Consider the following 26,289-nt stretch of genomic DNA (forward strand, 5'->3'; position numbering starts at 1 on the left):
TCACAACGTTATCATACTCAAACCAATGTTTATTCTACCAGATATTCTTGTATTTTCTATGAACTTTTTTGTTTTTAGGTAAATGCAGCGCCAAATACGGTCTAAAAAGAAAAGGCAGAACAACATCTTCCGATATCATTCTACCTCTGTATTTCATTTTCCGGTTGTCTCGATCCACCGACTGCAATTTCGCGGAATCCTGTCGATCCGGATCAGGCTGTTACAGCTCCGCCGGTCCCTGACCATTGTCTGATCCCTGCTGACCGTTCTGAGTTTCTGCTGTCTTCTGCTCCGGATCCTGCGGCATCACGCTGTTTCCATCCTGCACCGGATTCTGAACCTGCTCAGCTGCCGGCTGTTCAGATCCCGCTGCCATCTCCGGCTGCCTGTTCCCGTTCTCTGCAAACTCAACAGTCTCAGCGCTCTCGCCGCCCATCCGGCTGTGATCGTCCTTCTGGCCTTCCTCCGGCTCCGGGATTCCCTTGACCTCACGGAAGATCTTCATGAATTCCTTGCCGGTGATCGTCTCTTTCTCGATCAGGAATGCTGCGATCTTATCCATCACATCCCTGTTTTCAGAGAGAAGACGTTTCGCCTCCGCATAGGCCTCTTTTAACATCTTCATGACTTCCGTATCAATCTCGGCAGCTGTCGCATCACCGCAGTTCATCACGGTGCGTCCGGTCAGATACTGGTTTTCCTGCGTCTCAAGACCCATCAGACCGAATTTATCCGACATTCCGTACTGGGTAACCATCGCTCTTGCGACTCTTGTCGCCTGTTCAATATCATTTGCCGCTCCGGTCGTCACGGTATCAAAGACGATCTCCTCCGCCGCACGTCCGGCAAGAGAGACAACGAGCATTGCCTTGAGCTCTTTCTTCGTATTTAAGAATTTCTCTTCTTCCGGAACCTGCATCACATATCCCAGCGCGCCCATTGTTCGCGGAACGATCGTGATCTTCTGGACCGGCTCTGCATCCTTCTGGAGAGCAGTTACAAGCGCGTGTCCGACCTCATGGTAGGAGACGATCCGGCGCTCCTCTTTGCTCAGGATCCGGTCTTTCTTCTCTTTACCGACAAGGACAAGTTCCACTGCCTCGAAGAGATCTTTCTGGGAGACAGCCTGACGACCGTTCTTGACCGCATTGATCGCTGCCTCGTTCATCATATTCGCAAGGTCCGCACCGACGGCGCCGGAAGTCGCAAGGGCGATCTCCTCGAAGTCTACCGTCTCATCCAGACGCACATCCTTCGAATGTACTTTCAGGATGCTCACACGACCTTTCAGGTCCGGCTTATCGACGATGACACGCCGGTCAAAACGACCCGGTCTTAAAAGCGCCGGATCCAGGATCTCCGGACGGTTTGTCGCTCCGAGGACGAGAAGTCCCTTGGAGGAATCAAATCCATCCATCTCGGAGAGGAGCTGGTTTAAGGTCTGTTCTCTCTCATCATTTCCGCCGAAACGGCTGTCACGGCTGCGTCCGATCGCATCGATCTCATCGATAAAGATGATACACGGGGCGGACTGCTGTGCCTGTTTGAAGAGGTCGCGGACACGGGACGCACCCACGCCGACGAACATTTCAACGAAATCGGAACCGGAGAGGGAGTAGAACGGAACGTGCGCCTCACCGGCTACCGCCTTTGCGAGCAGTGTTTTACCGGTTCCAGGAGGACCCACGAGGAGCGCTCCCTTCGGCAGTTTTGCACCGATCTTTGTATATTTCTGCGGGTTGTGCAGGAAATCGACGATCTCCACAAGGGATTCCTTCGCCTCATCCTCACCTGCAACATCCGCGAACGTGACTCCGGTCTCCTTCTGGACGTAGACCTTGGCGTTGCTCTTTCCGACGCCCATCATTCCTCCGCCGCCCATTCGGCTGTACATCATATAGAGAAGTCCGATCATCAGTGCCGACGGAAGTACCCATCCCATCAGGAAATTCAGGATGCTGGCACTCGTACTCGTATCTTCTGCCACCACATGGACTCCGTTGGAGTCTAAAAGACGCTCCGCAAGTTCAGAGTCCGGAATTCTCACTGTATAATACTGGATAAAACGTGAAAGCTTTGTGGAAGTAGTCTTTGGCGTTAAATAGATCCTGTTGCCGGAGATCTTCGCCGTATCGATCTCTCCCTCTTTCAAGTATTCCACAAACTCCTCATACCCGAGTTCCTGGGTCTGGTTTTTGCGGACCATGTTGTTCATGACGGTCACAGCGATCAGCGTGATCACGAGGATCAGGGCGAGAACCCCGATATTCTGTCCGCTGGGCCGCTTTCTGTTCTGATTGTTGTTGTCCATTTATCTTCTCCACTTCTTTAGCGCATATATCACCTTTTGGGGACATTGCCCGCATTCTGTGATATAAAATTATAACTATTGTAACTGTTCAAATAGTTATACCTAATCATTATAATTTGAGTTTCCCCATAAGGCAATAAAAAAAGTATGAAATTTACGTGTTTACAAGAATTTTCAGAAAGGCTACAATACAAGATGTACGTTCCGTCCGAAAGTTTTATCATATCTGAAAGGCAAATGATCATGAACACTGTGATTCATCCGATCCCGCCCGTATTTGACCGGAATTCAAAGATCCTGATCCTCGGATCTTTCCCGTCCGTCAAATCCAGGGAAGGACATTTTTTCTACCATCATCCGCAGAACCGCTTCTGGAAAACCCTGGCCGGAGTCCTGGACGTTCCGGTTCCGGACACGATCGATGAGAAAAAGGCTTTTCTCCTCTCCCACCGCATCGCGCTCTGGGATGTGATTGCCTCCTGCTCGATCGAAGGTTCCAGCGACAGTTCGATCCGCGATGTCGTGCCGAACGACCTCTCCGTGATCCTGTCCACCGCCGATATCCGGGCGATCTTCTGCAACGGAAAGACTTCCTGGAATTATTACAGGAAATATCAGGAAGCCGTGACCGGGATCCCCGCCGTCTCCCTGCCGTCCACGAGTCCGGCGAATGCGGCGTGGTCGCTCGAAAAATTAAAGGGTGCATGGAATGTGATCCTTCCGTATATCAGATAATGCACGCTGCCCCGGTATGAATGTTTACAGGACACGCGCCATGCCCGCGCACTGTAACAGAAGGTTCCTGCACTCATTTGCTCCAGCATCGTCTGTTCTGCCGGCATTTTTCATGATAAAATTTTTTATGAATTACTTTCCTGCATGTTTTCCCTCTCACCATCGAAAACTATCAGCCAGGAGGTGATCGTATGAAAGAACCATCAAAAAATAAGTCAGCTGATACCGACTGGGAGATCGACATCCAGTCCTGCTCCGCCACCGACTGTACCGGTCTGATCCCGGCGCTCCCGGAAAGTGACGCAGAGCTTGAGCATTATCAGGATCTCTACCATTATCTGCCTGACGAAAAAAAATGAGTCCGACTTTCACGGACCATATCTGCAAAATATGCATTCACAACTGCATCATACGGGATTTTTCGTTTAGATATTTTCGCTCTGTGGTGCAGGAACCATTTTTTCTACTCATCCGTGCATCCGGAAACTTCTCTCGATGCACCGGAAACTTGCAAGCCAAATATGATCAAATAAAGAAAGAAGTACAACGATTATGTTAAATGAATCCATCTACCGGTCATGCACCCTCTGTCCGAGGGAATGTCATGTTGACCGGACAGTATCCACAGGCTTCTGCGGCGCCGGACATGAACTGCGCGCCGCCAGAGCCGCCTTACATATGTGGGAAGAACCATGCATCAGCGGTACGACCGGAAGCGGGACCGTCTTTTTCTCCGGCTGTACACTGCGCTGTGTGTTCTGCCAGAATTTCCAGTTAAGCCATGAAAACTACGGAAAGACGATCTCCGCTTCCCGGCTCTCTGATATCTTCCTGGAGCTTCAGGAAAAAGGCGCCGCAAACATCAATCTCGTGACCGGGACGCAGTTCGCTCCGTCGATCATCCGTGCCCTGGATCTCGCAAAGCCAAAGCTTCAGATCCCGGTTGTTTTCAACTGCGGGGGATATGAAAAGATCGAGACGATCCGGGATCTCGCCGACTACGTCGATATCTGGCTTCCGGACCTCAAATACATGGACAGCGGTCTCTCAAAAAAATACTCTGCCGCTCCGGACTATTTTGAGAAAGCTTCCGCCGCGATAAAAGAAATGATCCGCCTCACCGGCGGACTTACCTGGAGTCAAAAGAGCCCGTCCATGCTGGACCGCGGCGTCGTCATCCGCCATATGGTCCTTCCGGGGGCAAAGGATGATTCGATCCGGCTCCTGCACTGGATCAAAGAGAACCTCCCGGAGCACCAATATCTCATCAGTATCATGAGCCAGTACACGCCGTTTTACAGGAGCGCAGACTACCCAGAAATCAACCGCCGGATCACCTCATACGAGTATAACAAGGTCGTTGATACCGCCATCGATCTCGGTCTCACCGAGGGCTTCATGCAGGAAAGAAGCAGCGCCAAAGAAGAATATACGCCGCCGTTTGACTGTGAGGGGATCTGAGAGCCGGTAGAAGTTCAGACCGACAGGATTGATGATGACAGAGTCAGCACCGGCAGCTTCCTGGATACAAACATCATAAAAGGTGGGTACCGAATCAATTTTTCTGTTTCGATACCCACCTTAATGTTCTGCGTTATCCAATGGATCTTACCTCGTTTTCATTAGATTTTGTTTCTATATGAAGTTTTTCTTGTTCACTCCGCCGGCTTTTTCCGAAAGTTTATATTTTTTGTTCTCATATCGATCATTGTATTTCTCTTTTCGATACTTTCTCGTCATATCTCGAAGGATTTCAAATAATCTTTTTTTCGATCAATTACCCGGTTTTGTGTGTTTCCTTTGTTCCGGATTTTTCAGATTTGAAAAATGGAACGAGACTTATGTGTTCGGTGGACTGTACCTCCTTTACTTAGAATCTTTTAAGTACGAACCTTTTCGTCTTCTTTGCTTTGTTCTCTCTTTCTTTTTGATGTCTTTATTATATGCGATAAGTCCCATTTTGTCAACATGTTTTTAGAAATATTTTTATTTATTTTATTATTGTTAGTTAATTGTTGCATTGTATATAATTATTCAAATAATTTTATCTGTCAGTATTCTCTGTATATTACTGGATTTCTCCGCCCCGGATTTTTACTCTGCAAGAATACCGCATCTACCAGCTTGCGCTGACTAAGAGGATGCACCAACGTTCATCTGCATTCGTCTTAAATCCTCTGGGTTATCCCCTTCTTTTTCTCTCCCCGCATCCCCGGAACAATACTGCAAATGTGACAGAAATCCCCGCCACCATCAGAAAGAGATCTGAGTACACCCCGAACGCAGCTGACACCTTCTCCCAGGAATCTCCGGCGATCCTGCCTGCATAGACAAGAACCGTATTCCACAGAAAACTCCCCGCCGCCGTGAAAGCAAGAAACGGGACGACCGGCATCCTGGCGATCCCTGCGGGAATGGAGATCAGGCTCCGGACGATCGGGACCAGTCTGCACAAAAAGACTGCAGACTTCCCGCGATCCCGGAACCAGTCTTTCGCGAGGTCGACATCCTCCGGTCTGAAATGGAGCAGCTGTCCGGCCTTTCCACAGAGCAGTTTCCGAAATATCTCATCCGGAAGGAATCTCCCGGCTCCGTAAAGAATGACTGCTCCCGCCATGGACCCGGCCGTTGAGAAGAGGATCACCCCGCCGGGCGTCATGTCCGTGCAGGTCGTCATGACACCTCCAAATGTCAGGATCACCTCCGAAGGGATCGGAGGAAACAGATTTTCCACTAAAATAAGGAGGAATACGGCAAGATTTCCGTATTCCCCCATCAGTTCCAGTACCAGCTCCCGCATACACGCACCCCCGCTTTGCCATGGGTACAATATATGTGGAGCTGATCTGCATTATTCATTTCCTTTTTCTCCGATCAGCCATTATATTTCTGGCTCTGCTCCGCGATCAGCGCCGCATCATCGAAGTAGTTGATCTTCATCGCCTCGCGCATCTCTTTTAAGGTCTGGGCAGCCACGCGCTCTGCCTTCTCGCTTCCGCTCTTTAAGATCTCGTATACAGCCGGGATGTCCTGCTCCCATTTCTTTCTTCTCTCACGGATCGGGCGAAGCTCTTCCTCAAGCACACGGTTTAAGAACTTTTTCACCTTTACATCGCCTAGTCCGCCGCGGGAGTAGTGTTCCTTCACCTCGTCGAGATTCTTGTAATCCGGCCAGAACTCTGCAAAGTACTCGTCCTTGCAGAATGCATCGAGATATGTGAAGACGGTATTTCCTTCCACCTGTCCCGGATCGCTGACTTTTAAGTGATTCGGATCTGTGTACATGGACATGACTTTCTTCTTTACTTCCTCCTCCGGATCGGAAAGATAGATGCAGTTTCCTAAGGATTTGCTCATCTTCGCCTTTCCATCGATTCCCGGAAGACGGCGGCATGCGTCATTGCTCGGAAGAAGAATCTCCGGCATCACGAGTGCGTCTGTATTGTATACCGTATTGAATTTGTGAACGATCTCTCTTGTCTGCTCAACCATCGGCATCTGGTCCTCACCGGCCGGGACCACGTTTGCCTTAAATGCGGTGATATCGGCAGCCTGGCTGATCGGGTAGGTGAAGAAACCAACCGGGATGCTCGCCTCGAAGTTTCTCATCTGGATCTCGCTCTTTACAGTTGGGTTTCTCTGTAATCTGGAAACGGTAACGATATCCATATAGTAAGCGGTCATCTCATAGAGCTCCGGCACCATGGACTGGATAAAGATCGTGGATTTCTCCGGATCAAGACCTGCGGACAGGTAATCCAGGGCAACCTCCAGAATATTCTGGCGGACCTTCTCCGGGTTATCCGCGTTGTCTGTAAGTGCCTGGGAATCAGCGATCATGATATAGATATCGCTGTACTCTCCGGAGTTCTGAAGCTCCACTCTTCTTCTCAAAGATCCTACATAATGTCCTACATGAAGACGTCCGGTCGGGCGGTCTCCTGTTAAAATTACTTTTCCCACAACAATATTCCTTTCTGTTCTGTGTTAGCAGGCAGCCATTCCGGTCATTTAGACCTTCCTGCGGCCTGGATCTTTCTCTTTTATTCCAAAGCGCCCTGATCCATCTGATCGTGGTCACGGCACCTGGAGGCGTTATGATAGAATTATAAAGCGGATTCGCCTCTTTTGCAAGCATAACCGCTCTTTTTGCAGGATTCTACGGACTTTGGCTCGTTGTTCGCGCAACAAGTAAAGATCCGGTCACGATGAGTTTTCTCACCATGACCGGATCTTTTTATCATTTTCAGTATTATGAGATCACAGACCGTTTTCCGTTTTTATCCGTACACATCGGGCCTGTAAATCTGTTTTCATCCTTTGATCACGCGGACTTTATACATTCCGCTGATCTTCTCCAGATGGCTCACCGCCTCTGCCTTTGCCGGGTCCTCAAGATCCAGAAGTGTGTAGGCGTATTTGTCGCGGCTCTTGTTTGTCATGTTCGCGATGTTGATCCCCTCAGCCGCAAGGATCGAGGTGATCTGGCCGATCATGTTCGGAACATTTGCGTGGAGCAGGGCGATTCTTCCTGCAACCTGGCATACCCCCATGTCGCATGCCGGGTAGTTTACGGAATTCTTGATATTTCCGTTTTCCAGGTAATCCTTTAACTCATCCGCAGCCATCACCGCACAGTTGTCCTCAGATTCCTCTGTGGAAGCGCCGAGATGCGGAGTTGCGATCACGCCTTCCATCGCGGATGTCTTTGCGTTCGGGAAGTCTGTGATATATTTCTTTACTTTTCCTGCCTTTAATGCTGCTTCCATGTCATCGTCATTGACAAGAAGATCTCTCGCGTAGTTTAAGATCACAACGCCGTCCTTCATCTGATCGAAAGCGTCCTTGTTGATCATATATTTCGTGGAATCCAGAAGCGGAACATGAACAGTGATGTAATCGCACTCCTGGTAGATCGTGTTGACGTCCATGATGTGCTTTACGGAGCGGGACAGCATCCATGCCGCGTTGACGGAGATGAACGGGTCGTATCCGTATACTTCCATTCCGAGAGCTGCAGCCGCATTCGCTACCTCGCAGCCGATCGCGCCGAGTCCGATGACACCGAGCTTTTTGCCCTTGATCTCATTTCCTGCAAAGGCTTTCTTGCTCTTTTCCATCTTCTTTGCGATATCTTCCTCACCTGCATGCTCTCTGCACCATTCCACGCCGCCGATGACGTCTCTGGATGTCAGGAACAGGCCTGCAAGTACAAGCTCTTTTACACCGTTCTTATTTGCACCCGGTGTGTTGAATACGACGATTCCCTTTTTCGCGCACTCATCGAGCGGGATGTTGTTGACTCCGGCTCCGGCTCTCGCGATCGCCTGAAGTCTCTCCGGGAATTCTGTCTCATGAAGGGATGCGCTGCGGACCATGACTCCTTCCGCATCTTTGATGTCATCTACAAATGTATAATCTCCTGTGAGGCGGTCTGTACCGTAGTGGGAGATCTGATTTAAACAGCAAATCTTTCTCATAATGTCTCTCCTGTAATCTTTTCGATCCGGCAGCCTTACGCGTTCGCGTGCTCCGCCTCAAATTTTTTCATGAATTCTACAAGCTTTACAACGCCCTCTTCCGGCATTGCATTGTAGATGCTGGCTCTCATACCGCCGACGGTGCGGTGACCTTTTAAGTTCACGAATCCGGCCTTTTCTGCCTCTTTTACGAACAGGGCATCGAGGTCTTTGTCACCTGTCACGAACGGTACGTTCATGATCGAGCGATCCTCTTTTCTTACTGTTCCATGGAACATTTTGCTCTGATCCAGGTAATCGTAGAGGATCTTTGCCTTTCTTTCATTTCTCACTTTCATGGCTTCCAGACCGCCCTGTTTCTTCAGCCATTTGAATACCTTGCCGCAGATATAGATTCCGTAGCACGGCGGAGTATTGAAGAGAGAGCCTGCCTTCGCCTGTACATCGTAGCGCATGATCGTCGGTGTCTCCGGAAGAACGTCCTCGCGGATCAGGTCTTCCCGGATGATCACGATGACAACGCCGGCCGGTCCGATATTTTTCTGGACGCCTCCGTAGATCACGCCGTATTTTGTGACATCCATCGGTTCTGAGAGGAAACATGAGGAGACATCAGAGACAAGTGTTTTTCCTTTTGTATTCGGGAGTGTGTGGAATTTTGTTCCGTAAATCGTATTGTTCTCGCAGATGTAGACATAGTCAGCATTCTCGTCGATCGGAAGATCGGAGCAGTCCGGAATATAGCTGAATGTCTTGTCTTCGCTGGATGCGATGGCATTTGCGGTTCCGTAAAGCTTTGCTTCCTTCCATGCTTTCTTTGCCCACTGTCCAGTGATGATGTAATCGCCGACACGGTTCTTAAACAGGTTTAACGGAACTGCAGCGAACTGCTGGTGTGCGCCGCCCTGTAAGAACAGGACTTTGTAATTGTCCGGGATCTTTAAAAGATCACGGATATCCTGCTCTGCCGTCTGGATGATCTCCTCGAACGCTTTTGAGCGGTGGCTCATCTCCATAACGGACATTCCGGTTCCGTTATAATCCAGCATTTCTGCTGCTGCTTCTTTTAATACTTCTTCCGGCAACACAGCCGGACCTGCGGAAAAGTTGTAAACTCTGCTCATAAATTTTGTTCCCCTCTCTGATTGCTCTATGGTCTCTCCTCTCAGGGGCGGCCACGAATCCAGCCCAGTCGCATGATCCGTTGTATTACTTCACCTTGTCTCTTCTCTACCAATGTGAAGTCTCGAATCGGGCTGATTTGTCATATATCCTAGCACAAGTCACCCGGCAAATCAATGATAAAATTTTTTATTTTCGGGAATTATGTAAACTTTCTTCTTTTTTTAGTCTCTTTTTTTACAATTTCGATGAGACAGTTCCGAATTTTATTAGATTTCTCTGGGAAAATCGGATTTTATCTCAAGCAGATAAACCATGTTAGATTTTCATTTCCCTATCGTGTAAAATTATGGTACGTCAGTTATATCTTTACTCAATAGAAGCAGCGGACTTCCCTGATTCGGTAACAAGTGAAAACACGCTTCGCGAGTTTCCCCTTGTTATCGCGACAGTCGCCAAGGTCTCGCGCAAGCAGCGGACTTTGGCGTAAAAAAAAGAAAGACAGACTGCATATGTTTTATATGTACTCTGTCTTTCTGTATTCGTAACTGCTCAGTACCCTCACAGTTACGAGCAAAAATCCATTTCAAATCGGCTTCGCCGATGGGATTTTTGCCTTCAAGCCTGTGTTTTATTACGGTCAGCGCAGCAAGTGCCCAGACCTACTGAACAGTTACCTGTATTCTTTCTATTTTACTTTCTGTATCTGCGTGATCTCTCCCTTTTTTCTCTCACTGAGAAATCCGGGCCCGGTCATTCTCAGATCCTCTCGCAGATCAAGTTGCCCATCTCGGTCGTTCCAACCTGCTTCATGCCCTCATCCATGATATCCACAGTGCGGTAACCGTCCGCAAGGACTTTTCTCACTGCGTCTTCGATCGCATCTGCTTCCTTATCAAGGTCGAAGGAGAAGCGGAGCATCATCGCTGCAGAGAGGATCGTCGCGATCGGGTTTGCGATGTCCTTGCCTGCGATATCCGGTGCGGAACCGTGGCTCGGCTCGTAGAGACCGAATTTGCTCTCGTTTAAGCTTGCGGAGGACAGCATTCCGATGGAACCTGTGATCATGCTCGCCTCGTCGGATAAGATATCGCCGAACATGTTCTCAGTTAAAATGACGTCGAACTGGCGCGGATTCATGACAAGCTGCATTGCGCAGTTATCGACTAACATGTTCTCAAGTGTAACTTCCGGATAGTCCTTTGCGACTTCCGCTACAACTTTTCTCCAGAGTCTGGAGGAATCAAGAACGTTTGCCTTATCGACACTCGTCACTTTCTTTTTTCTCTTCATTGCGATCTCGAAGGCCTTGATCGCTACGCGGCGGATCTCCTTCTCACTGTATACAAGAGTATCTGTTGCCTGCTCCACACCGTCTACCGTCTCTGTGTGGCGCTCGCCGAAATACAGACCACCTGTAAGCTCGCGGACGATGACCATGTCAAAGCCGTCCCCGATGATCTCTTTCTTTAACGGGCATGCACCGGCAAGGTCATTGTAGAGGTACGCCGGGCGGATGTTTGCAAACAGATTTAAGCCTTTGCGGATCGCAAGAAGACCTGCCTCCGGTCTCAGGTTCGGAGCCACATCATACCAGCGGGAGTTTCCGACATTTCCGCCGACTGCGCCTAAAAGAACGGCGTCGCTCTTCTTTGCAGTCTCAAGCGCCTCATCTGTCAGCGGCACCCCGTAGGTGTCGATGGAGATTCCGCCCATGAGGACGTCCTCGTAGTTGAATTTATGGCCGTATTTCTGTCCAATTTTATCTAAAACTTTTTTTGCCTCTCTTACAATTTCCGGACCGATCCCGTCGCCGGAGATCGCTGCGATCGTGTATTCCATCTCTTTTACCCTCCATGATCCCATGGACTTGAATCCAGGGATCTTCTTTTTATATTCTGGATCCATCCCGACCCATTCTTTTCCATGTAATCATACTCTAAATTTTCTTATTTTTCAAGAAATCGGGAGAAATTACCGGCATACATGTTTTCTATCTGTTGTATGAATCAGGGTTATATTCTGATTGTTCCTCAAAAATGATTCGACATCTTTAAAAAAGTTAGTCCTATCCGGCCAAGATAAAGAAAGGCAGATCCCCCGGAAAAATCCATCGGTATCTGCCTTTGTTCTCTTTTTCTTTATTCGTGGTACATCTCCGGTCTGCGGTCACGGAAAAGTCCCCAGGAGAAGCGCTCGCGCTCCAGCTCGTCCAGGTCGAACTCCGCTGTGATCACGCCCTCGCTGTCGCGGTCCATGGACTCGATCACCTCTCCGGCTCCGTCCGTGATGAAGGAGGAACCGTAAAACTTCAAGGCAGATTTCTGGTTTCCGTTTGCCTCACATGGTGTTACCTCTTCCAGTCCCACACGGTTTGCCGCGATCACCGGCATCAGGTTCGAGGCGGAATGTCCCTGCATGCAGCGTCTCCAGTGCGGCATGCTGTCCACGGAGAGGATCGGCTCGCTTCCGATCGCGGTCGGGTAGAATAAGAGCTCCGCGCCCTTTACCGCCATGAATCGTGCGGTCTCCGGAAACCACTGGTCCCAGCAGATGCCGACGCCGATCGTCCCGTAGCGGGTCTTAAATGCTTTAAATCCGGTATCTCCCGGTGTGAAATAGAATTTTTCCTGATAATAGTGGTCGTCCGGGATGTGGGTCTTTCTGTAGATCCCTAGGTTCGTTCCGTCCGCATCAAGGATCGCCACCGTGTTGAACAGGCGTTTCCCGTCCTTTTCATAGAAGCTGATCGGAAGGACGACAGAAAGCTCCTCTGCGACTTTCGCAAAGTGCTTTACCGCATCATTCTCCTCCACCGGCTTCGCAAACTCATAGTATTCGTACTGGCGCTCCTGGCAGAAATACTGGCGTTCAAAGAGCTCCGGCAGCAGGATGATCTGCGCACCGTCTGCCGCCGCTTTTCTTACAAGCCGTTCCGCGTTCGCGATATTTTCATTTACATCTCTCGTGCAGCGCATCTGTACCGCCGCAACTTTCACCTTTCGCATTCTTCTTCCTCCTGCCAGTGATCTTATTTTTCCTCTGCGCATCTGCTCTTTTTTTGTCTGCGCAGACTTTGTTTTGGGTTTCTGAAACTCAGCTGTACCCTCATGACTCCAGATTTCAGTTTCAGATATTTAAAAATTTTCCGGACATAGAAATCTCATTTTCCCATTTCCGGTACTCTGATGTTATTCAGGCTTGTGACTCTCTGCTCTTTCCTTCCGGGATCTGCTGCGTGATGCAGTGGATGTTTCCGCCTCCGAGCAGGATATCCCGCGCCGGCACCGGATAGACAGTCCGCTCCGGGAATGCCGCTTTTAAGATCTCCACTGCCGCCTCATCATGCTCATCCCCAAACTGCGGGACGATCACTCCGCCGTTTGAAATATAGAAGTTTACATAACTTGCCGCCAGCCGCTCTCCGACTTCTCTCGTGTCCTCTCCGTCCTCGAACTCATAGCCGCCGAGATCCTCCTCTGTGACGCAGATCGGTGTTTTCGGAATCGGAAGCTTATGAACCTTGATCTTTCGTCCCATCGCGTCCGTCTCGCGCTCCAGGATCTCCAGACAGCTCTTTGACATCGCATACTGCGGGTCCGTCTCGTCATCCGTCCAGGCGAGGACGACCTCCCCCGGTCTCACGAAAGCGCAGATATTGTCCACATGCTCGTTCGTCTCATCGTTGTAGATCCCGCGCTCCAGCCAGATCACTTTCTGCGCTCCGAGATAATCGCAGAGCTTCTGTTCGATCTCCTGCTTTGAAAGCTTTGGATTTCTTCCCGCACTCAAAAGGCAGGCTGCTGTCACGAGGACCGTTCCCTCACCGTCCGAATGGATCGAGCCGCCTTCCAGAACAAACGGATGCGCCTCATAGCAGTCATAATGGAGTTCCTCGCAGACCTTCTCCGCAACCTGATCATCCTTTTCCCAGTGTGCGTAGAGTCCGTCCACATCGCCTCCCCAGGCATTGAACTCCCAATCGATCCCGCGGACATTTTTTTCATCGTTCACCACAAACGTCGGAGCTACATCTCTCGCCCAGGCGTCATCAGACTCCATCCGGATCACATGGATCTCATGTCCCGGATTTCCGGTCAGCATTTCTCTCGCGTTCTCTTCCACATCCGCTTCCGCCAGCATAAAGACTTCCTCGCTCTCGGCGATCGCCCATGCCACACGCTTAAATGCCTCTCTGGCCTTCTTTGCGCCGTAGTTCCAGCTTCCCGGACGCTTCGGCCAGATCATGATGCAGCCCCGGTGAGGTTCAAATTCCCCGGGCATGCGGAATCCATCCGCGGCCGGGAGTGTGTGAAGTTTCTTCATGTTCTGTTTCCTCTTTCTGTCTTTATTAGTAACTGTTCAGTACCCTCACACCTGCAGGAACCTCCCCCGGAGCTTCCCTTCGGATGCATGGCAAATTACGGGCAAAAATTCATTCCAATTCAGCTTCGCCGATGGGATTTTTGTTTTATTCTCTCACCAGAATTTTTCTCTCCCGCACCGCCCGTTTTCCCATTTCTTTGGGTCGCCGCAGCCGCATTCCGGTTCGCATGGCGGCGGACACGGGCACGGTCGGCAGGGCGGTCCCGGCGGTGGTCCCGGTTTTGGCGGCTTCGGAGGTTTTTCTTTCTTTTCTTCCAGACGGACCAGGATGATATCGTCCCCGATCTGACAGATATCGTCAAACGGGATCACAAAATCTTTCTCGCGCCCTAAAAATCCGCAGACGCAGCCCGGTCCCGGCACAATGATCGCAAGGATCTTTCCCGAACACGGGTCAATATCGAGATCGCCCACAAATCCCAGTCTCCTGCAGTCACAGACGTTAATCACTTCGCGCTTTTTCAGCTCGCTCATCCGCATCCGATCATCTCCCGGACAGTTTTTATGTAATCAGTCTATGATATGCAGAACACGCCATATTTGATTCGTTTTCATCCAAAACCGGTATTTTCACAAGTTCTGACATATTCCCCCAGAAATGCTCTCTAAAAATTCTCCGGCAGTTTCCTCACCGACTTTAATATTTTCGCAGCGTTTTTCCACAGCATCTCCTCTTTCTCGCTGTCGGAAAAGCTGCTGTCCCTGATCCTTGCGATCGCGGCTTTCTGGCTCCCGTACGGGAAATCGCAGCCGTACATGGTCCGCTCCGGCCCGAATTTCCGGATGATCTCCTCGAACTCCCCGGAATCCTCGAGCTCCGCGCTCATCGCCGTGTCGATAAAGACATTTTCTGGAAGATCATCCAGCGTCTCCTCCGGATTTTTCATCATGCAGAAGCTCCCCATATGTGCCATGATGATCGGGATATCCGGGGCATATTTTAAGATTTTCCGGACTCCGGACGGATAGAGGTCATACGGGCGCGCGATCTTCGCAGTTCCGCAGTGGATCAGCACCGGAAATCCCAGCGCATTGATCCGCCGCCACATTTCCTCATATTTCGGATCTTCGAGATGGACTTTCTGGAACGGCGGATGAAACTTGATCCCCGCCATTCCCATGTCCTTCAGTTTTTCCAGCTCCTCCACCACATTTTCACAGTCCGGATGAAGTCCGCCGAACGGAATGATGTTTTTCCGGGCAGACTCCTTCGCAAACCTGTTTACCTCCGCCTGATTCTGCGGTTTTGAGACGACCGGCAGATTGACGGAGAGTGTCACCCCGGCATCCTGCATCCGTGTCAGGAGATTCTCCCGGATCGGGAGATTTTTGAAATCATCATGCTCCTGTCCGGTGACTTCCATTGCCCGCCTCGCCAGCGCGACCGGATAAATATGGGTGTGGATATCGATGATCTTACAGTTCATCCGTATCCTGTCCTTTCTTTCACATGATCATGTATCTTCCGGTCAGCTGCAGAGATCCACGATCACCTGTGCAAAGATCTTCGCGCTCATCAAGAGCTCGTCGACCACCGCGAACTCATTCGGACCATGCATGTGATTTTCGGTCTCCGGAAGGCAGGCACCGAATGCGACACCGTTCTTTAAGTGGTGGACATATGTTCCGCCTCCGATCGCGATGCACTCGCCCTTTCTTCCGGAATAGGACTCGTAAGCAGAAAGAAGAGTCTTTACGAAGTCGGAATCTGCCGGCACATGGTGCGGCGGTTCCAGTTCCTCGGTATTGAAGGAAATCCCCTCTGCCTCCATATTTTTCCGGATCACGTCGATCGTGTTCTCCTTTGTCGCACAGATCGGGCAGCGGCTGTCAAATTCGCCTTCCAGGCTCTTTTCGGAGATGTCCAGCATGCTGAATGCGAGTGTCAGTTCTCCGGACTCCTCATCGCTCATCTGGATCCCCAGTCCGGCGCCAAACCAGTCACCGTGCGGTATCAGATGATTTAACGCACGGACAGCTTTGAGTTGTCCGCACTCTGCGAGCGGCAGACGCTCGATCAGCGCCAGAAGACCTGTCAGGGCATTTTTTCCCTTCCACGGAGTTGATGCATGTCCATTTTCTCCGGACGCTGCGATCTTTAAGCATCCGTCTTCGGAAGAAACGGTAAATGTAATCCCGAGTTCTTCCTCCATGCTCTTTGCAAGAGCTTCCGTCTCATCCCCGTCAAGTCCCTCAAAGAGAGCTTCCGCTGCCGCCGGAACGACGTTGACCTTTGTCCCGCACTTGAAGGAGACCATCTTCGGGAGCTTGTCGGACGGCTCAAATTCTGCCGTAAAATTGCCTTCGATCCGGCCTTTTTCGATGTTGATGACCGGGAAGGATGCATCCGGTGAGAAGGTCATCGGTGCTTCCTTCTCCACACTGTAGTAGTGGGTGATATCGGAGCTTCCGCACTCCTCATCCGTTCCGAGGATCAGCCGGACATTCTTTTTCAGTGGGATCCCGAGCTCGTTGACCGCACGCATCGCATAGAGAGCCGCGACTGCCGGTCCCTTATCGTCCGCAGTTCCGCGCCCGTAGATCTTTCCGTCCTTCACGACCGGCTCAAACGGCTTTGTGACCGTCCATCCATCTCCGGCCGGAACGACATCGAGGTGCGCTAAAATATCCAGCTGGGCGTCCTTGTTGTTCATGTCCACGGTGCCGACATAATTGTCATAATTGTTGATGGAAAAGTCGTAACATTCCGCGATATGCAGCGCTGTGCGCAGTGCCTCGGAACATCCCTCCCCATACGGTTTTCCGATCCGGTAAGAGCCTTTCACGCTGTTGATCCGGCAAAGCTCCTCGATATCTTCCAGCATCTCTTTCTTATGTGCATCAATATACCGGCTGATCTTCTCTTTGTACATAATTTCTGCCTCCATTATTCTCTATATACCATTTTCCCAACAAGTGAAAACACGCTTCGCGTAAAGAAAGACAGACGGGGCCGCCTCGTCCCGGGCGTTTCCAGGATATAAAGCCAGCCCCGCTGATAATTTTGTTTAGACGCACGGATCCGCGCTCATTACTTCATGAATCCTGCCAGGATCTCGTTTACGATCTTACCGTCTGCCTTTCCCTTTACAAGCGGCATTAGGGATTTCATGATCTTTCCTTTGTCCTTTGCGGTCGGAGCTTCGATTCCGAGCTCTGCGAGAACTTTCTGGATCGTCTCTCTGATCTGGTCCTCGGTCATATCTGCCGGAGCGAACTCCTGATATACAGCCAGTCTCTTCTTTGCCTCTTCGATGATATCAGCGCGGTCTGCCGGAGCGGTATCGATCGTCTCTTTGACCTGCTTGATCTCTTTCTTTACGATCGCGTTCTCCTCATCCTCGGTGAGCGGAGCTTCGCGCTTATCGATCTGCGCGTTCTTTAATGCGGAGAGAAGCATGGAAAGGGAATCCTTTCTCTCTTTATCTTTTGCTTTCATCGCCTCGACCATAGCTGCTCTTACAACATCGATCTTACTCATCTTATATTCCTCCTGTCTATGCAGTATTCCCAGTCAAAACGACTGGTTCCACATGTTCCTGTGATGATATATTTTGTAAACTTGATTAGTTCTTTCCGAACTCACTGAGCTTTAAGTTCGGATTTCTCTCCTCGACCATGCCGACACTCCAGCTGTTGATGAATAACAATAACGGATTGCCCTTGAGGTCGCAGATACGCTTCATATCGGATGTACCCTGGATCTTCGCCACATCCACTTCCTCCGGGTTCTCAACCCAGCGGATATACTCGAACGGAAGCTGTTCCAGACGGACATCGACATTGTACTCGTTCTTTAAGCGGTAAGTCAGGACCTCAAACTGCAGGACACCGACAACGCCGACGATGATCTCCTCCATACCGGTATTGAACTCCTGGAAGATCTGGATCGCACCTTCCTGAGCGATCTGGTTGACACCCTTTAAGAACTGTTTTCTCTTCATGGTATCGATCTGGCGGACTCTCGCGAAATGCTCCGGTGCAAAGGTCGGGATACCCTCAAACTGGAACTTCTCGTTGGACGTACAGAGCGTGTCACCGATGGAGAAAATACCCGGATCGAAAACGCCGATGATATCTCCGGCATAAGCCTCCTCAATGATTTTACGGCTCTCGGCCATCAGCTGCTGCGGCTGGGTCAGACGGATCTTTTTGCCTCCCTGGACATGGTTGACTTCCATTCCGGCCTCGAACTTACCGGAGCAGATGCGCATGAACGCGATACGGTCACGGTGTGCCTTGTTCATGTTTGCCTGGATCTTAAATACGAACGCGGAGAAATCTTCCCGGAACGGGTCGATCACGCCTGTCGTTGTCTTTCTCGGAAGCGGAGAAGTCGTCATATTTAAGAAATGCTCCAGAAATGTCTCAACACCGAAGTTTGTGAGAGCAGATCCGAAGAACACCGGTGAAAGCTTTCCGGCACTTACAAGCTCCTGATCAAACTCATCGCTTGCCCCGTCGAGAAGCTCAATATCGTCCCTTAACTGAGCGTGGAAATCGGAACCGATGACGGAATCCACGTCTGTTCCCTCCACGTCGAAAGTCTCTGTGGCAACTTCCTTCTGTCCGCCCATGGCAGCCGTGAAGGTCGTGATCTTCTTTGTCTGGCGGTCATAAACGCCCTTGAAGCTCTTTCCGCAGCCGATCGGCCAGTTGATCGGACATGTATGGATTCCGAGAACCTCCTCGATCTCGCTCATGAGCTCGAACGGGTCTCTCGCCTCACGGTCCATCTTGTTTACAAAGGTAAAAATCGGGATATGGCGCATCACACAGACCTTGAACAGTTTGATGGTCTGCGCCTCAACACCCTTTGATCCGTCGATGACCATGACTGCGGAGTCCGCTGCCATCAGGGTACGGTAGGTATCCTCGGAGAAGTCCTGATGTCCTGGGGTATCAAGAATATTGATGCAGTATCCCTCGTAATTGAACTGGAGTACGGAAGATGTTACGGAGATACCTCTCTCCTTCTCGATCTCCATCCAGTCGGAAACTGCGTGCTTTGTCGCTTTGCGTCCCTTTACGGTTCCGGCAAGGTTGATCGCGCCTCCGTATAACAGGAATTTCTCGGTCAGTGTCGTTTTACCGGCATCCGGGTGAGAAATGATCGCGAATGTCCGTCGTCTCTTTATTTCATCATTTAATGAAGCCAAAAAATTTTCCTCCAAATCTATCTTGTGTTTCGTCTAACAATATTTTCCTGCTGACAGCACAAAAGAACCGCGGTCCTTCATTGACTGCCGTTTTTTTCTGCTGCTCTTATTCCAATTAATTTTTACCAGTATTTAAGAGTTTCGTCAAGAAGAAAGCCCTAAAATTCGTTATATTTATAGCAATCTTCACCACTCTGTGCCTGCTTTGCGTTTTTCACCTGTAAAGGCATCTGAGTAGTCGAATCTTCTATTTTCTGGTAAAGATTGGAATTTTCTATCTTTTAATTTCAAAGATCTCGTCTAAGATCGCCCCTGCAACCTCTTCCTTCGACATAATCGGAAGCTCGGTCTCCTTATTCTCGCGGATCATCGTCACTACATTCGTGTCCGTTCCGAAACCGGCACCGGCAACCTTCAGATTGTTGGCAACGATCATATCGAGGTTCTTCTTCTTTAATTTTGCCCTGGAATTCTCCAGCATATGTTCCGTCTCCATAGAAAATCCGCAGAGGAACTGGCTGTCTTTTTTATGTTCTCCGAGCCATTTTAAGATATCGTCGGTGCGCTCCAGTTCGATCGCCATATCTCCGTCTTTCTTCTTTGTCTTCTCGGTATTCACGAACTTCGGGCGGTAGTCAGCGACAGCCGCGGCCTTGATCACCGCGTCCATCTCATCACTGCGGCCTGTCACGGCCTCAAACATATCTTTGGCGGTAACCACCGGAACAAAATTTACGAACATCGGCGGCTCCACCTCTGCCGGTCCTGAAACAAGAGTCACGTCAGCGCCGCGGAGAGCTGCCGTCTTCGCGATGGCATATCCCATCTTTCCGGTACTGTGGTTTGTAATATAGCGGACCGGGTCGATGGCCTCTCTCGTCGGGCCTGCGGTCACGAGGATCTTCTTTCCTTTTAAGTCTTTCTCGTACTGGACTTCCTTTAAGATATACTGGAGCAGCACCTCCGGCTCCGGCATCTTTCCCGCTCCGGTATCGCCGCAGGCGAGGTATCCACTTGCCGGACTGATCACTTCCATTCCGTAGTGTTCGCAAATCTTTAAGTTATCCTGTGTGATCGGATTCTCGAACATTCTCGTATTCATCGCCGGGCTGATGATCTTCTTGCAGGTACATGCGAGAACTGTGGTCGTCAGCATATCGTCCGCAAGGCCATGGGCCAGCTTCGCGATCACATTCGCGGAAGCCGGGGCAACGAGGACAACATCCGCTGCCTTCGCAAGGGAAACATGTTCAACGGAAAATTCAAAGTTCCGGTCAAATGTATCCACCAGGCATTTATTTCCGGTCAGTGTCTCGAATGTAATCGGGTTGATGAAATTTGTCGCATTCCGGGTCATAAGCACATGGACATCTGCCTTCAGTTTTTTCAGTGCGCTGGCGAGATATGCGATTTTATATGCAGCGATACTGCCGCTCACGCATAAAAGTACGGTTTTTCCTGCTAACATTTGGAATCCTCCGTTGTAATTTTAGTCAATTTATGGTAAGATAATTCGAACTTTAAAATTATGAGGAACCCGTCTCACACGTTTCTCATATTCACGGTGAAGATTGACAAGTCCCGCAAATACGGAACCTTTGATCAACTGCACACGTAAAAACAGTATAACACGTTACTTAGATTTGTGGAAGGAGTTTTCTCAATGATTTTAGCGATCGACATGGGAAACAGTAATATCGTTGTCGGAGGTCTTGACGACAATAAAACATATTTTGAGGAGCGCATCACCACCGATGACCGGAAAACGAGTCTCGAATACGCGATCCTTTTAAAGAATATTCTGGAGATCCATAAAGTAAAGAAAAATGATATCGAAGGTTCCATTATGGCGTCCGTTGTCCCGCCACTGAACGCGCCGATCTCTTCCGCCGTGAAGAAGATCACCGGAAAGAAACCGTTTCTTGTCGGTTCCGGCATGAAGACAGGCTTAAACATCAAGATGGATAACCCTAAGACCGTCGGCGGTGACCGGATCGTGGCCGCTGTCGCTGCAAATGCCAAATACAAAGGACCGATCATCATCGCGGACATGGGAACCGCGACAACGCTCGATGTGGTGGACCACGATGGAAATTACATCGGCGGTGTGATTCTCCCCGGTGTAAAGGTTGCCTTAAACTCCCTCGTTTCCAATACAGCCCAGCTTCCGAGGATCAGCTTCGATGTTCCGAAACGTACGATTGGAAAGAACACCATCGAATGTATGAGAAACGGTATCATGCTCGGCAATGCCGCAATGCTTGACGGTCTTATCGACCGCATGACCGCAGAACTCGGCGAACCGGCAACTCTCATCGCTACCGGCGGTATGGCAAGATTCATCACACCGCTCTGCACCCACAAGATCACCTATGACCCGGATCTTCTGCTCCGCGGACTGATGATCCTGTACAGACAGAATACGGAAACAAAAGACGCGTAAAGCTTCACTGCCGAATGAAATTAACGTTCATTCGGCTTTTTTATTCAGAATTGTCCTCCCGACTGTTGCTGTCTATACATTTCGTTTTAAACGAAATATAAACGAAATGCAGAGTTGTAATATTTCGTTTCATAGGATATACTTATGATAGAATTACGTTTGGAGGTGTTCTATGAACTATTTATCCAGCATGGAAGCGGCAAAAGCAATGGGAATCACAGTGCGCAGAGTCCAGCAGATGTGCAAGCAGGGCGAAATTTCCGGAGCTGTGAAAAAGGGACATTCCTGGCTGATTCCAGAAAATGCAGTTTGGCCAGATTCAGGCGAAAAGAAAAAGCCGATGCCCATTGGGATTTCTGACTTCAAGACGGCGACCACAAGCTATTATTATGTAGATAAAACCTTGCTGATCCGTGATTTTCTGGATACGAAACCTATGGTATCGTTGTTTACCCGTCCGAGACGTTTCGGTAAAACATTGAATATGGATATGCTTCGGGTCTTTTTTGAAAAAACGCAGGAGGACACCTCCATTTATTTCAAGGATAAGCAGATATGGCAGTGTGGTTCTGATTATACCCGGCATCAGGGAAAGTATCCGGTCATATTCCTGACATTTAAGGATGTAAAATGTCTGACATGGCAGGAGACATTTCAGAAAATCCGTAAGCTGATTTCACTGGAATTTATACGGCACAGTGAACTTGAGGAAAGTACTGCACTTGGAATCTATGAAAAAGAACAGTACCATCGCCTTGCCAGTGACAATGCGAATGAAGTAGACTGCCAGATGGGATTACAAATCTTATCTCTGTTGCTGCACAAGCATTATGGACAAGAATGTATTATCATTATTGATGAATACGATACACCGATCCAGCAGGGACATCATTGCAATTTTTATCCTGAAATCGTGAATTTCATGCGTAATTTCTTTTCCGGCGGCCTGAAGGATAATCCACATCTGGCTTTTGGCTTTCTCACGGGAATTCTCCGCGTGGCGAAAGAAAGCATTTTCAGCGGCATGAATAATTTGAAAACCAATTCAATTTTGGACGACAGTTACAGTGAATATTTCGGCTTTACGACTGAGGAAGTAAAAGAAATTCTGCACTACTATGGGAAAGAGGACAAATATCAGGAGATCTGCAGCTGGTATGACGGATACCGATTTGGTCATACAGAAATCTTTAATCCATGGTCTGTCATCAATTACATTACCGATCAGTGCTTCCCAAAGGCGTTCTGGCAGTCTACCGGCAGCAACGAAATCATTGGTGAGATTATCGCAACAGCTACACCCGAGATAATGGAAGGACTTCATAAACTGCTCTGCGGTGAAAAAATCACTACTTATATAGATACCAGCGTGATCTATCCGGAGATCCAGAATAATCCATACACGATCTATAGTTTTCTTCTTGTTGCGGGTTACTTAAAAGTTGCAGAAGTTTATCCACAAAATGATGGGAATTTCATGTGTGATGTTGCAATTCCAAATAAAGAGATTGCCTGTGTCTATGAAAAAGAAATTTTAAATCGGACAAATCAGAACAGCGTCGCGATTTCTATCAATCAGGCGATATTCTCCGGAAATGCAAAAAAGCTTCAGTCTTTGCTGGAGAATTTTATGCTGCAGAGTATTTCTTCTATGGATGGGGCAAATGAAAGTTTTTATCATGGCATGATGCTTGGATTATGTGCGATCCTTGGAAACAGGTACCAGATTCATTCCAATCGAGAATCGGGGCTTGGCCGATTTGATATTCAACTGAATCCATTAGTAAAAGGAATTCCGGGATTTCTGTTTGAATTCAAACACACGAATGATGATCATGTGGATCTGGATGCGCTGGCAGATCGCGCCCTCCAACAAATAGATGCGAAAAAATATGACACGGAATTACGGGATGCGGGTGTCCGGCCGATCATAAAAATCGGGATTGCTTTTCGTGGAAAAACAGCCGTTGTAAAACGAAAATAAGAAGAAGGGGCTGCCGCACCAATTTTGGTATGCGGCAGCCCCGGTTTCTATAATCATGTTTCTATTTTATCCCAGTCTTCTCACAAATTCCTCATACCCAAAGGTTTTCACCACACTGCACTCCCCACTCTCATCCATTCGCGCGATGGACGGCAGGCACATGCCGTTGAAGGTGTTGTTTTTTACCATGGAGTAGATCGCCATGTCCTCGAAATAGAGTTTATCGCCGATCTGAATCTCGTGGTCAAAGGAATAGTCGCCGATCACGTCACCCGCAAGGCAGGTCATTGATGAGAGACGGTAGGTGTACTGCTTTTCGTCCGCTTCTCCGGAGTCTTTTAACGGCGGACGGTAGGGCATTTCCAGCACGTCCGGCATATGGCAGGCGGCGGAAGCGTCCAAGATCAGTGTCCTGATGCCGTTATCCACAATGTCCATGACTTCCGTCACAAGATATCCCGCATTTAACGCCACGGCTTCCCCCGGTTCCACATAGACAGTGACATCATATGTCTCCTGCATATGGCGGATGCAGCGCTCTAAGCGGTCGATGTCGTAATCGTTTCTCGTGATATGGTGTCCGCCGCCCATATTGAGCCATTTGATATTCGGAAGCTTCAGGTATTTCCCGAATTTTTCTTCCATAGCCTTTAAGGTTGTCTCCAGGTCATCCGAATTCTGCTCGCAGAGGGTATGGAAGTGGATCCCGTCAAGCTTTTCCACAAGATCTTCCCGGAAATTGGCCAGGGTCACGCCGAGTCTGGAGCCCGGCGCACAGGGATCGTAGATCGCGTGGTCACCCTGAGTGGAGCACTCCGGGTTTACGCGGATGCCGATGCTGACGCCCTTTTCCTTACAGAAGTCCGCGTATTTTTCAAGTTGGGAAAAGGAGTTGAATACCAGATGTTCGCAGATATCGGTGAGTTCCCCGATCTCCGATTCCTTGAAGGCCGGAGCGAATACGTGATTTTCTTTTCCCATTTTTTCATATCCAAGCTTTGCCTCGAAAAGACCGCTGGCTGTGGTACCGTCCAGATACTGCCCGATCAGCGGGTACTCAAAGAAGTTCGAGAATGCCTTCTGGGCAAGGAGGATCTTGCAGCCGGTGTCGTCTTTGACTTTCTTTAAGATTTCCAGATTTTCTCTAAGTTTTTTTTCATCGATCACATAACATGGAGTGGGTAATTCATTAATCTTCATTTTATTCTCCAATTACTGACTCGTTTCCGATACACATTTCAGTCCTACCAGAAAACGAAGTTCATTTTTACTGCCGCATCACAATACAACAACACCTCTGACAACTCGTTCCTGCCAGAGGTGTTTTCTGTACTTGAAACTGTTCCACATTCCGCATTTTTCCCACGGACAGCACGAATCTGCCGAACAGTCATCATTTTCAAATTTTTATTCCACGATCTGAGGATTCTCATCCACAACCCACGGAAGTCCCCACTTGTTCAGCGCTTCCATATACGGATCCGGATCGAACTCCTCGACGTTGAATACGCCTGCGCCCTTCCAGGTTCCGTCAACGACCATCATGGAACCGATCATAGCCGGTACGCCTGTCGTGTAGGAGATGGCCTGGGAGCCGACTTCCTTGTAACACTCCTGATGGTCACATACGTTATAAATATAGATCGTCTTCTCTTTTCCGTCCTTCACACCGGTAAAGATACAGCCGATATTTGTCTTTCCGACGGTTCTCGGACCTAAGGATGCCGGATCCGGAAGAAGAGCCTTTAAGAACTGGATCGGAACGATCTCCTGTCCGTTAAAGTTTACCGGGGAGGTGGAAAGCATTCCAACGTTCTCTAAGCATTTCATATGGGTCAGGTAGCTCTGTCCGAAGGTCATGAAGAAACGGATGCGCTTTACGCCCGGAATGTTCTTTGCGAGAGACTCGATCTCCTCATGATGTAAAAGGTACATGTCCTTCTCGCCGACCTGCGGGAAGTTGTACTCACGCTTGATCTCCATCGGCTTTGTCTCTACCCAGTGGCCGTTCTCCCAGTAGGAGCCGTTTGCGGATACCTCACGGAGGTTGATCTCCGGGTTGAAGTTTGTAGCGAACGGATAACCATGGTCGCCGCCGTTGCAGTCTAAGATGTCGATGGTGTGGATCTCATCGAAATAGTGCTTTAACGCATACGCGGAGAAGACGCTTGTGACGCCCGGGTCAAAACCTGTTCCTAAGAGTGCCATAAGTCCAGCCTCTTTGAATTTCTCCTGATATGCCCACTGCCAGGAATAATCGAAGTATGCGGTGAAGCCCTCTTCCTTGCAGCGTTTCTCATAGATCGCGCGCCATGTCGGATCGTCGGTGTCCTCCGGCTCGTAGTTTGCGGTATCTATATAGTTCACGCCAGCCTTTAAGCATGCATCCATGATCGTCAGGTCCTGATACGGGAGTGCAACGTTTAACACTGCATCCGGCTTGTAGCTTTCCATTAAAGCCACCAGCTCGTCCACGTTGTCAGCATCCACTTTCGCGGTCGTGATCTTCGTCTTTGTCGTTCCCTGAAGTTTCTCCTTTAAAGCATCGCACTTGGATACGGTACGGCTTGCGATCATAATTTCTGTGAATACATCACTGTTCTGACAGCACTTGTGGATCGCTACGGACGCAACACCTCCGCAGCCGATGATCATTAATCTGCTCATGT

General features: G+C 49.4%; 21 protein-coding genes. 5 read left to right on the top strand and 16 right to left on the bottom strand.

Annotated features, from left to right (window positions below; genetic code table 11):
- Positions 1–220 precede the first annotated feature (220 nt).
- The gene (ftsH, locus tag ACXMYH_RS11810; protein ID WP_486554949.1) at positions 221–2,311 is read right to left on the bottom strand and encodes an ATP-dependent zinc metalloprotease FtsH; all 2,091 of its coding nucleotides are present in this window, start codon (positions 2,309–2,311) and stop codon (positions 221–223) included.
- Positions 2,312–2,554: 243 nt separating this feature from the next.
- On the opposite strand from ftsH, the gene ACXMYH_RS11815 reads away from it, so the two are divergent.
- From ACXMYH_RS11815 to ACXMYH_RS11825, 3 genes are all read left to right on the top strand, one after another.
- Positions 2,555–3,046 carry a DNA-deoxyinosine glycosylase gene (locus ACXMYH_RS11815; RefSeq protein ID WP_118321267.1) on the top strand — a complete coding sequence of 164 codons (492 nt, stop codon included), beginning with the start codon at positions 2,555–2,557 and terminating at the stop codon, positions 3,044–3,046.
- A gap of 191 nt (positions 3,047–3,237) precedes the next feature.
- Entirely contained in the window at positions 3,238–3,405 is a 168-nt protein-coding gene (locus ACXMYH_RS11820; RefSeq protein ID WP_182426555.1) for a hypothetical protein, read from the top strand.
- A 193-nt stretch (positions 3,406–3,598) separates the two neighbouring features.
- Positions 3,599–4,507, top strand: a complete 909-nt coding sequence (locus tag ACXMYH_RS11825) for a radical SAM protein (protein ID WP_486554950.1) — start codon at positions 3,599–3,601, stop codon at positions 4,505–4,507.
- Between the two features lie 721 nt (positions 4,508–5,228).
- Here ACXMYH_RS11825 and ACXMYH_RS11830 read toward each other — a convergent pair.
- The 13 genes from ACXMYH_RS11830 to coaBC all read right to left on the bottom strand — a co-directional run bounded on the left by ACXMYH_RS11830 (position 5,229) and on the right by coaBC (position 20,661).
- A complete protein-coding gene (locus ACXMYH_RS11830; RefSeq protein ID WP_486554951.1) occupies positions 5,229–5,846 on the bottom strand; it encodes a DedA family protein in 618 nt (205 codons plus the stop codon).
- A 74-nt stretch (positions 5,847–5,920) separates the two neighbouring features.
- Positions 5,921–7,009, bottom strand: a complete 1,089-nt coding sequence (trpS, locus tag ACXMYH_RS11835; protein WP_118298647.1) for a tryptophan--tRNA ligase — start codon at positions 7,007–7,009, stop codon at positions 5,921–5,923.
- Between the two features lie 350 nt (positions 7,010–7,359).
- Positions 7,360–8,526, bottom strand: a complete 1,167-nt coding sequence (locus tag ACXMYH_RS11840; RefSeq protein ID WP_215703280.1) for a phosphoglycerate dehydrogenase — start codon at positions 8,524–8,526, stop codon at positions 7,360–7,362.
- 35 nt (positions 8,527–8,561) lie between these two features.
- Positions 8,562–9,650 (bottom strand): 3-phosphoserine/phosphohydroxythreonine transaminase, encoded by a 1,089-nt coding sequence (serC, locus tag ACXMYH_RS11845; protein WP_118298645.1) that lies wholly within the window; start codon positions 9,648–9,650, stop codon positions 8,562–8,564.
- A 757-nt stretch (positions 9,651–10,407) separates the two neighbouring features.
- Positions 10,408–11,490, bottom strand: a complete 1,083-nt coding sequence (gene leuB / locus ACXMYH_RS11850) for a 3-isopropylmalate dehydrogenase (RefSeq protein ID WP_329751632.1) — start codon at positions 11,488–11,490, stop codon at positions 10,408–10,410.
- A 299-nt stretch (positions 11,491–11,789) separates the two neighbouring features.
- Positions 11,790–12,656 carry an N-carbamoylputrescine amidase gene (gene aguB / locus ACXMYH_RS11855; protein WP_486554952.1) on the bottom strand — a complete coding sequence of 289 codons (867 nt, stop codon included), beginning with the start codon at positions 12,654–12,656 and terminating at the stop codon, positions 11,790–11,792.
- 187 nt (positions 12,657–12,843) lie between these two features.
- Positions 12,844–13,974, bottom strand: coding sequence for an agmatine deiminase (gene aguA / locus ACXMYH_RS11860; RefSeq protein WP_215703278.1), 1,131 nt, complete (start codon positions 13,972–13,974; stop codon positions 12,844–12,846).
- A 153-nt stretch (positions 13,975–14,127) separates the two neighbouring features.
- Complete coding sequence (locus ACXMYH_RS11865) at positions 14,128–14,508, bottom strand: YlmC/YmxH family sporulation protein (protein ID WP_486463559.1); 381 nt, start codon at positions 14,506–14,508, stop codon at positions 14,128–14,130.
- A gap of 131 nt (positions 14,509–14,639) precedes the next feature.
- Positions 14,640–15,461 (bottom strand): amidohydrolase family protein, encoded by an 822-nt coding sequence (locus ACXMYH_RS11870; RefSeq protein ID WP_405581227.1) that lies wholly within the window; start codon positions 15,459–15,461, stop codon positions 14,640–14,642.
- 42 nt (positions 15,462–15,503) lie between these two features.
- Entirely contained in the window at positions 15,504–16,907 is a 1,404-nt protein-coding gene (gene pepV / locus ACXMYH_RS11875; protein WP_486554953.1) for a dipeptidase PepV, read from the bottom strand.
- 158 nt (positions 16,908–17,065) lie between these two features.
- Positions 17,066–17,515, bottom strand: a complete 450-nt coding sequence (locus ACXMYH_RS11880) for a GatB/YqeY domain-containing protein (protein WP_118530602.1) — start codon at positions 17,513–17,515, stop codon at positions 17,066–17,068.
- Positions 17,516–17,600: 85 nt separating this feature from the next.
- Complete coding sequence (locus ACXMYH_RS11885) at positions 17,601–19,193, bottom strand: peptide chain release factor 3 (RefSeq protein WP_118530600.1); 1,593 nt, start codon at positions 19,191–19,193, stop codon at positions 17,601–17,603.
- 274 nt (positions 19,194–19,467) lie between these two features.
- On the bottom strand, positions 19,468–20,661 hold the full coding sequence (gene coaBC / locus ACXMYH_RS11890; RefSeq protein WP_015553672.1) for a bifunctional phosphopantothenoylcysteine decarboxylase/phosphopantothenate--cysteine ligase CoaBC: 1,194 nt from the start codon (positions 20,659–20,661) through the stop codon (positions 19,468–19,470).
- A gap of 195 nt (positions 20,662–20,856) precedes the next feature.
- Here coaBC and ACXMYH_RS11895 point away from each other — a divergent pair, with 195 nt between their 5' ends.
- Both ACXMYH_RS11895 and ACXMYH_RS11900 read left to right on the top strand, forming a co-directional pair.
- Positions 20,857–21,636, top strand: coding sequence for a type III pantothenate kinase (locus ACXMYH_RS11895; RefSeq protein ID WP_117552135.1), 780 nt, complete (start codon positions 20,857–20,859; stop codon positions 21,634–21,636).
- A 268-nt stretch (positions 21,637–21,904) separates the two neighbouring features.
- Positions 21,905–23,620: an AAA family ATPase gene (locus tag ACXMYH_RS11900; protein WP_486554954.1), complete on the top strand. Its 1,716-nt coding sequence runs from the start codon at positions 21,905–21,907 to the stop codon at positions 23,618–23,620.
- A 66-nt stretch (positions 23,621–23,686) separates the two neighbouring features.
- Here ACXMYH_RS11900 and nspC read toward each other — a convergent pair whose 3' ends face one another.
- Both nspC and ACXMYH_RS11910 read right to left on the bottom strand, forming a co-directional pair.
- Positions 23,687–24,820 carry a carboxynorspermidine decarboxylase gene (gene nspC, locus ACXMYH_RS11905; RefSeq protein WP_486554955.1) on the bottom strand — a complete coding sequence of 378 codons (1,134 nt, stop codon included), beginning with the start codon at positions 24,818–24,820 and terminating at the stop codon, positions 23,687–23,689.
- Between the two features lie 207 nt (positions 24,821–25,027).
- A complete protein-coding gene (locus ACXMYH_RS11910; protein WP_436973072.1) occupies positions 25,028–26,287 on the bottom strand; it encodes a saccharopine dehydrogenase family protein in 1,260 nt (419 codons plus the stop codon).
- Between the last annotated feature and the right edge of the window lie 2 nt (positions 26,288–26,289).

The sequence above is a fragment of the Pilosibacter sp. NGB245 genome (assembly GCF_057397225.1).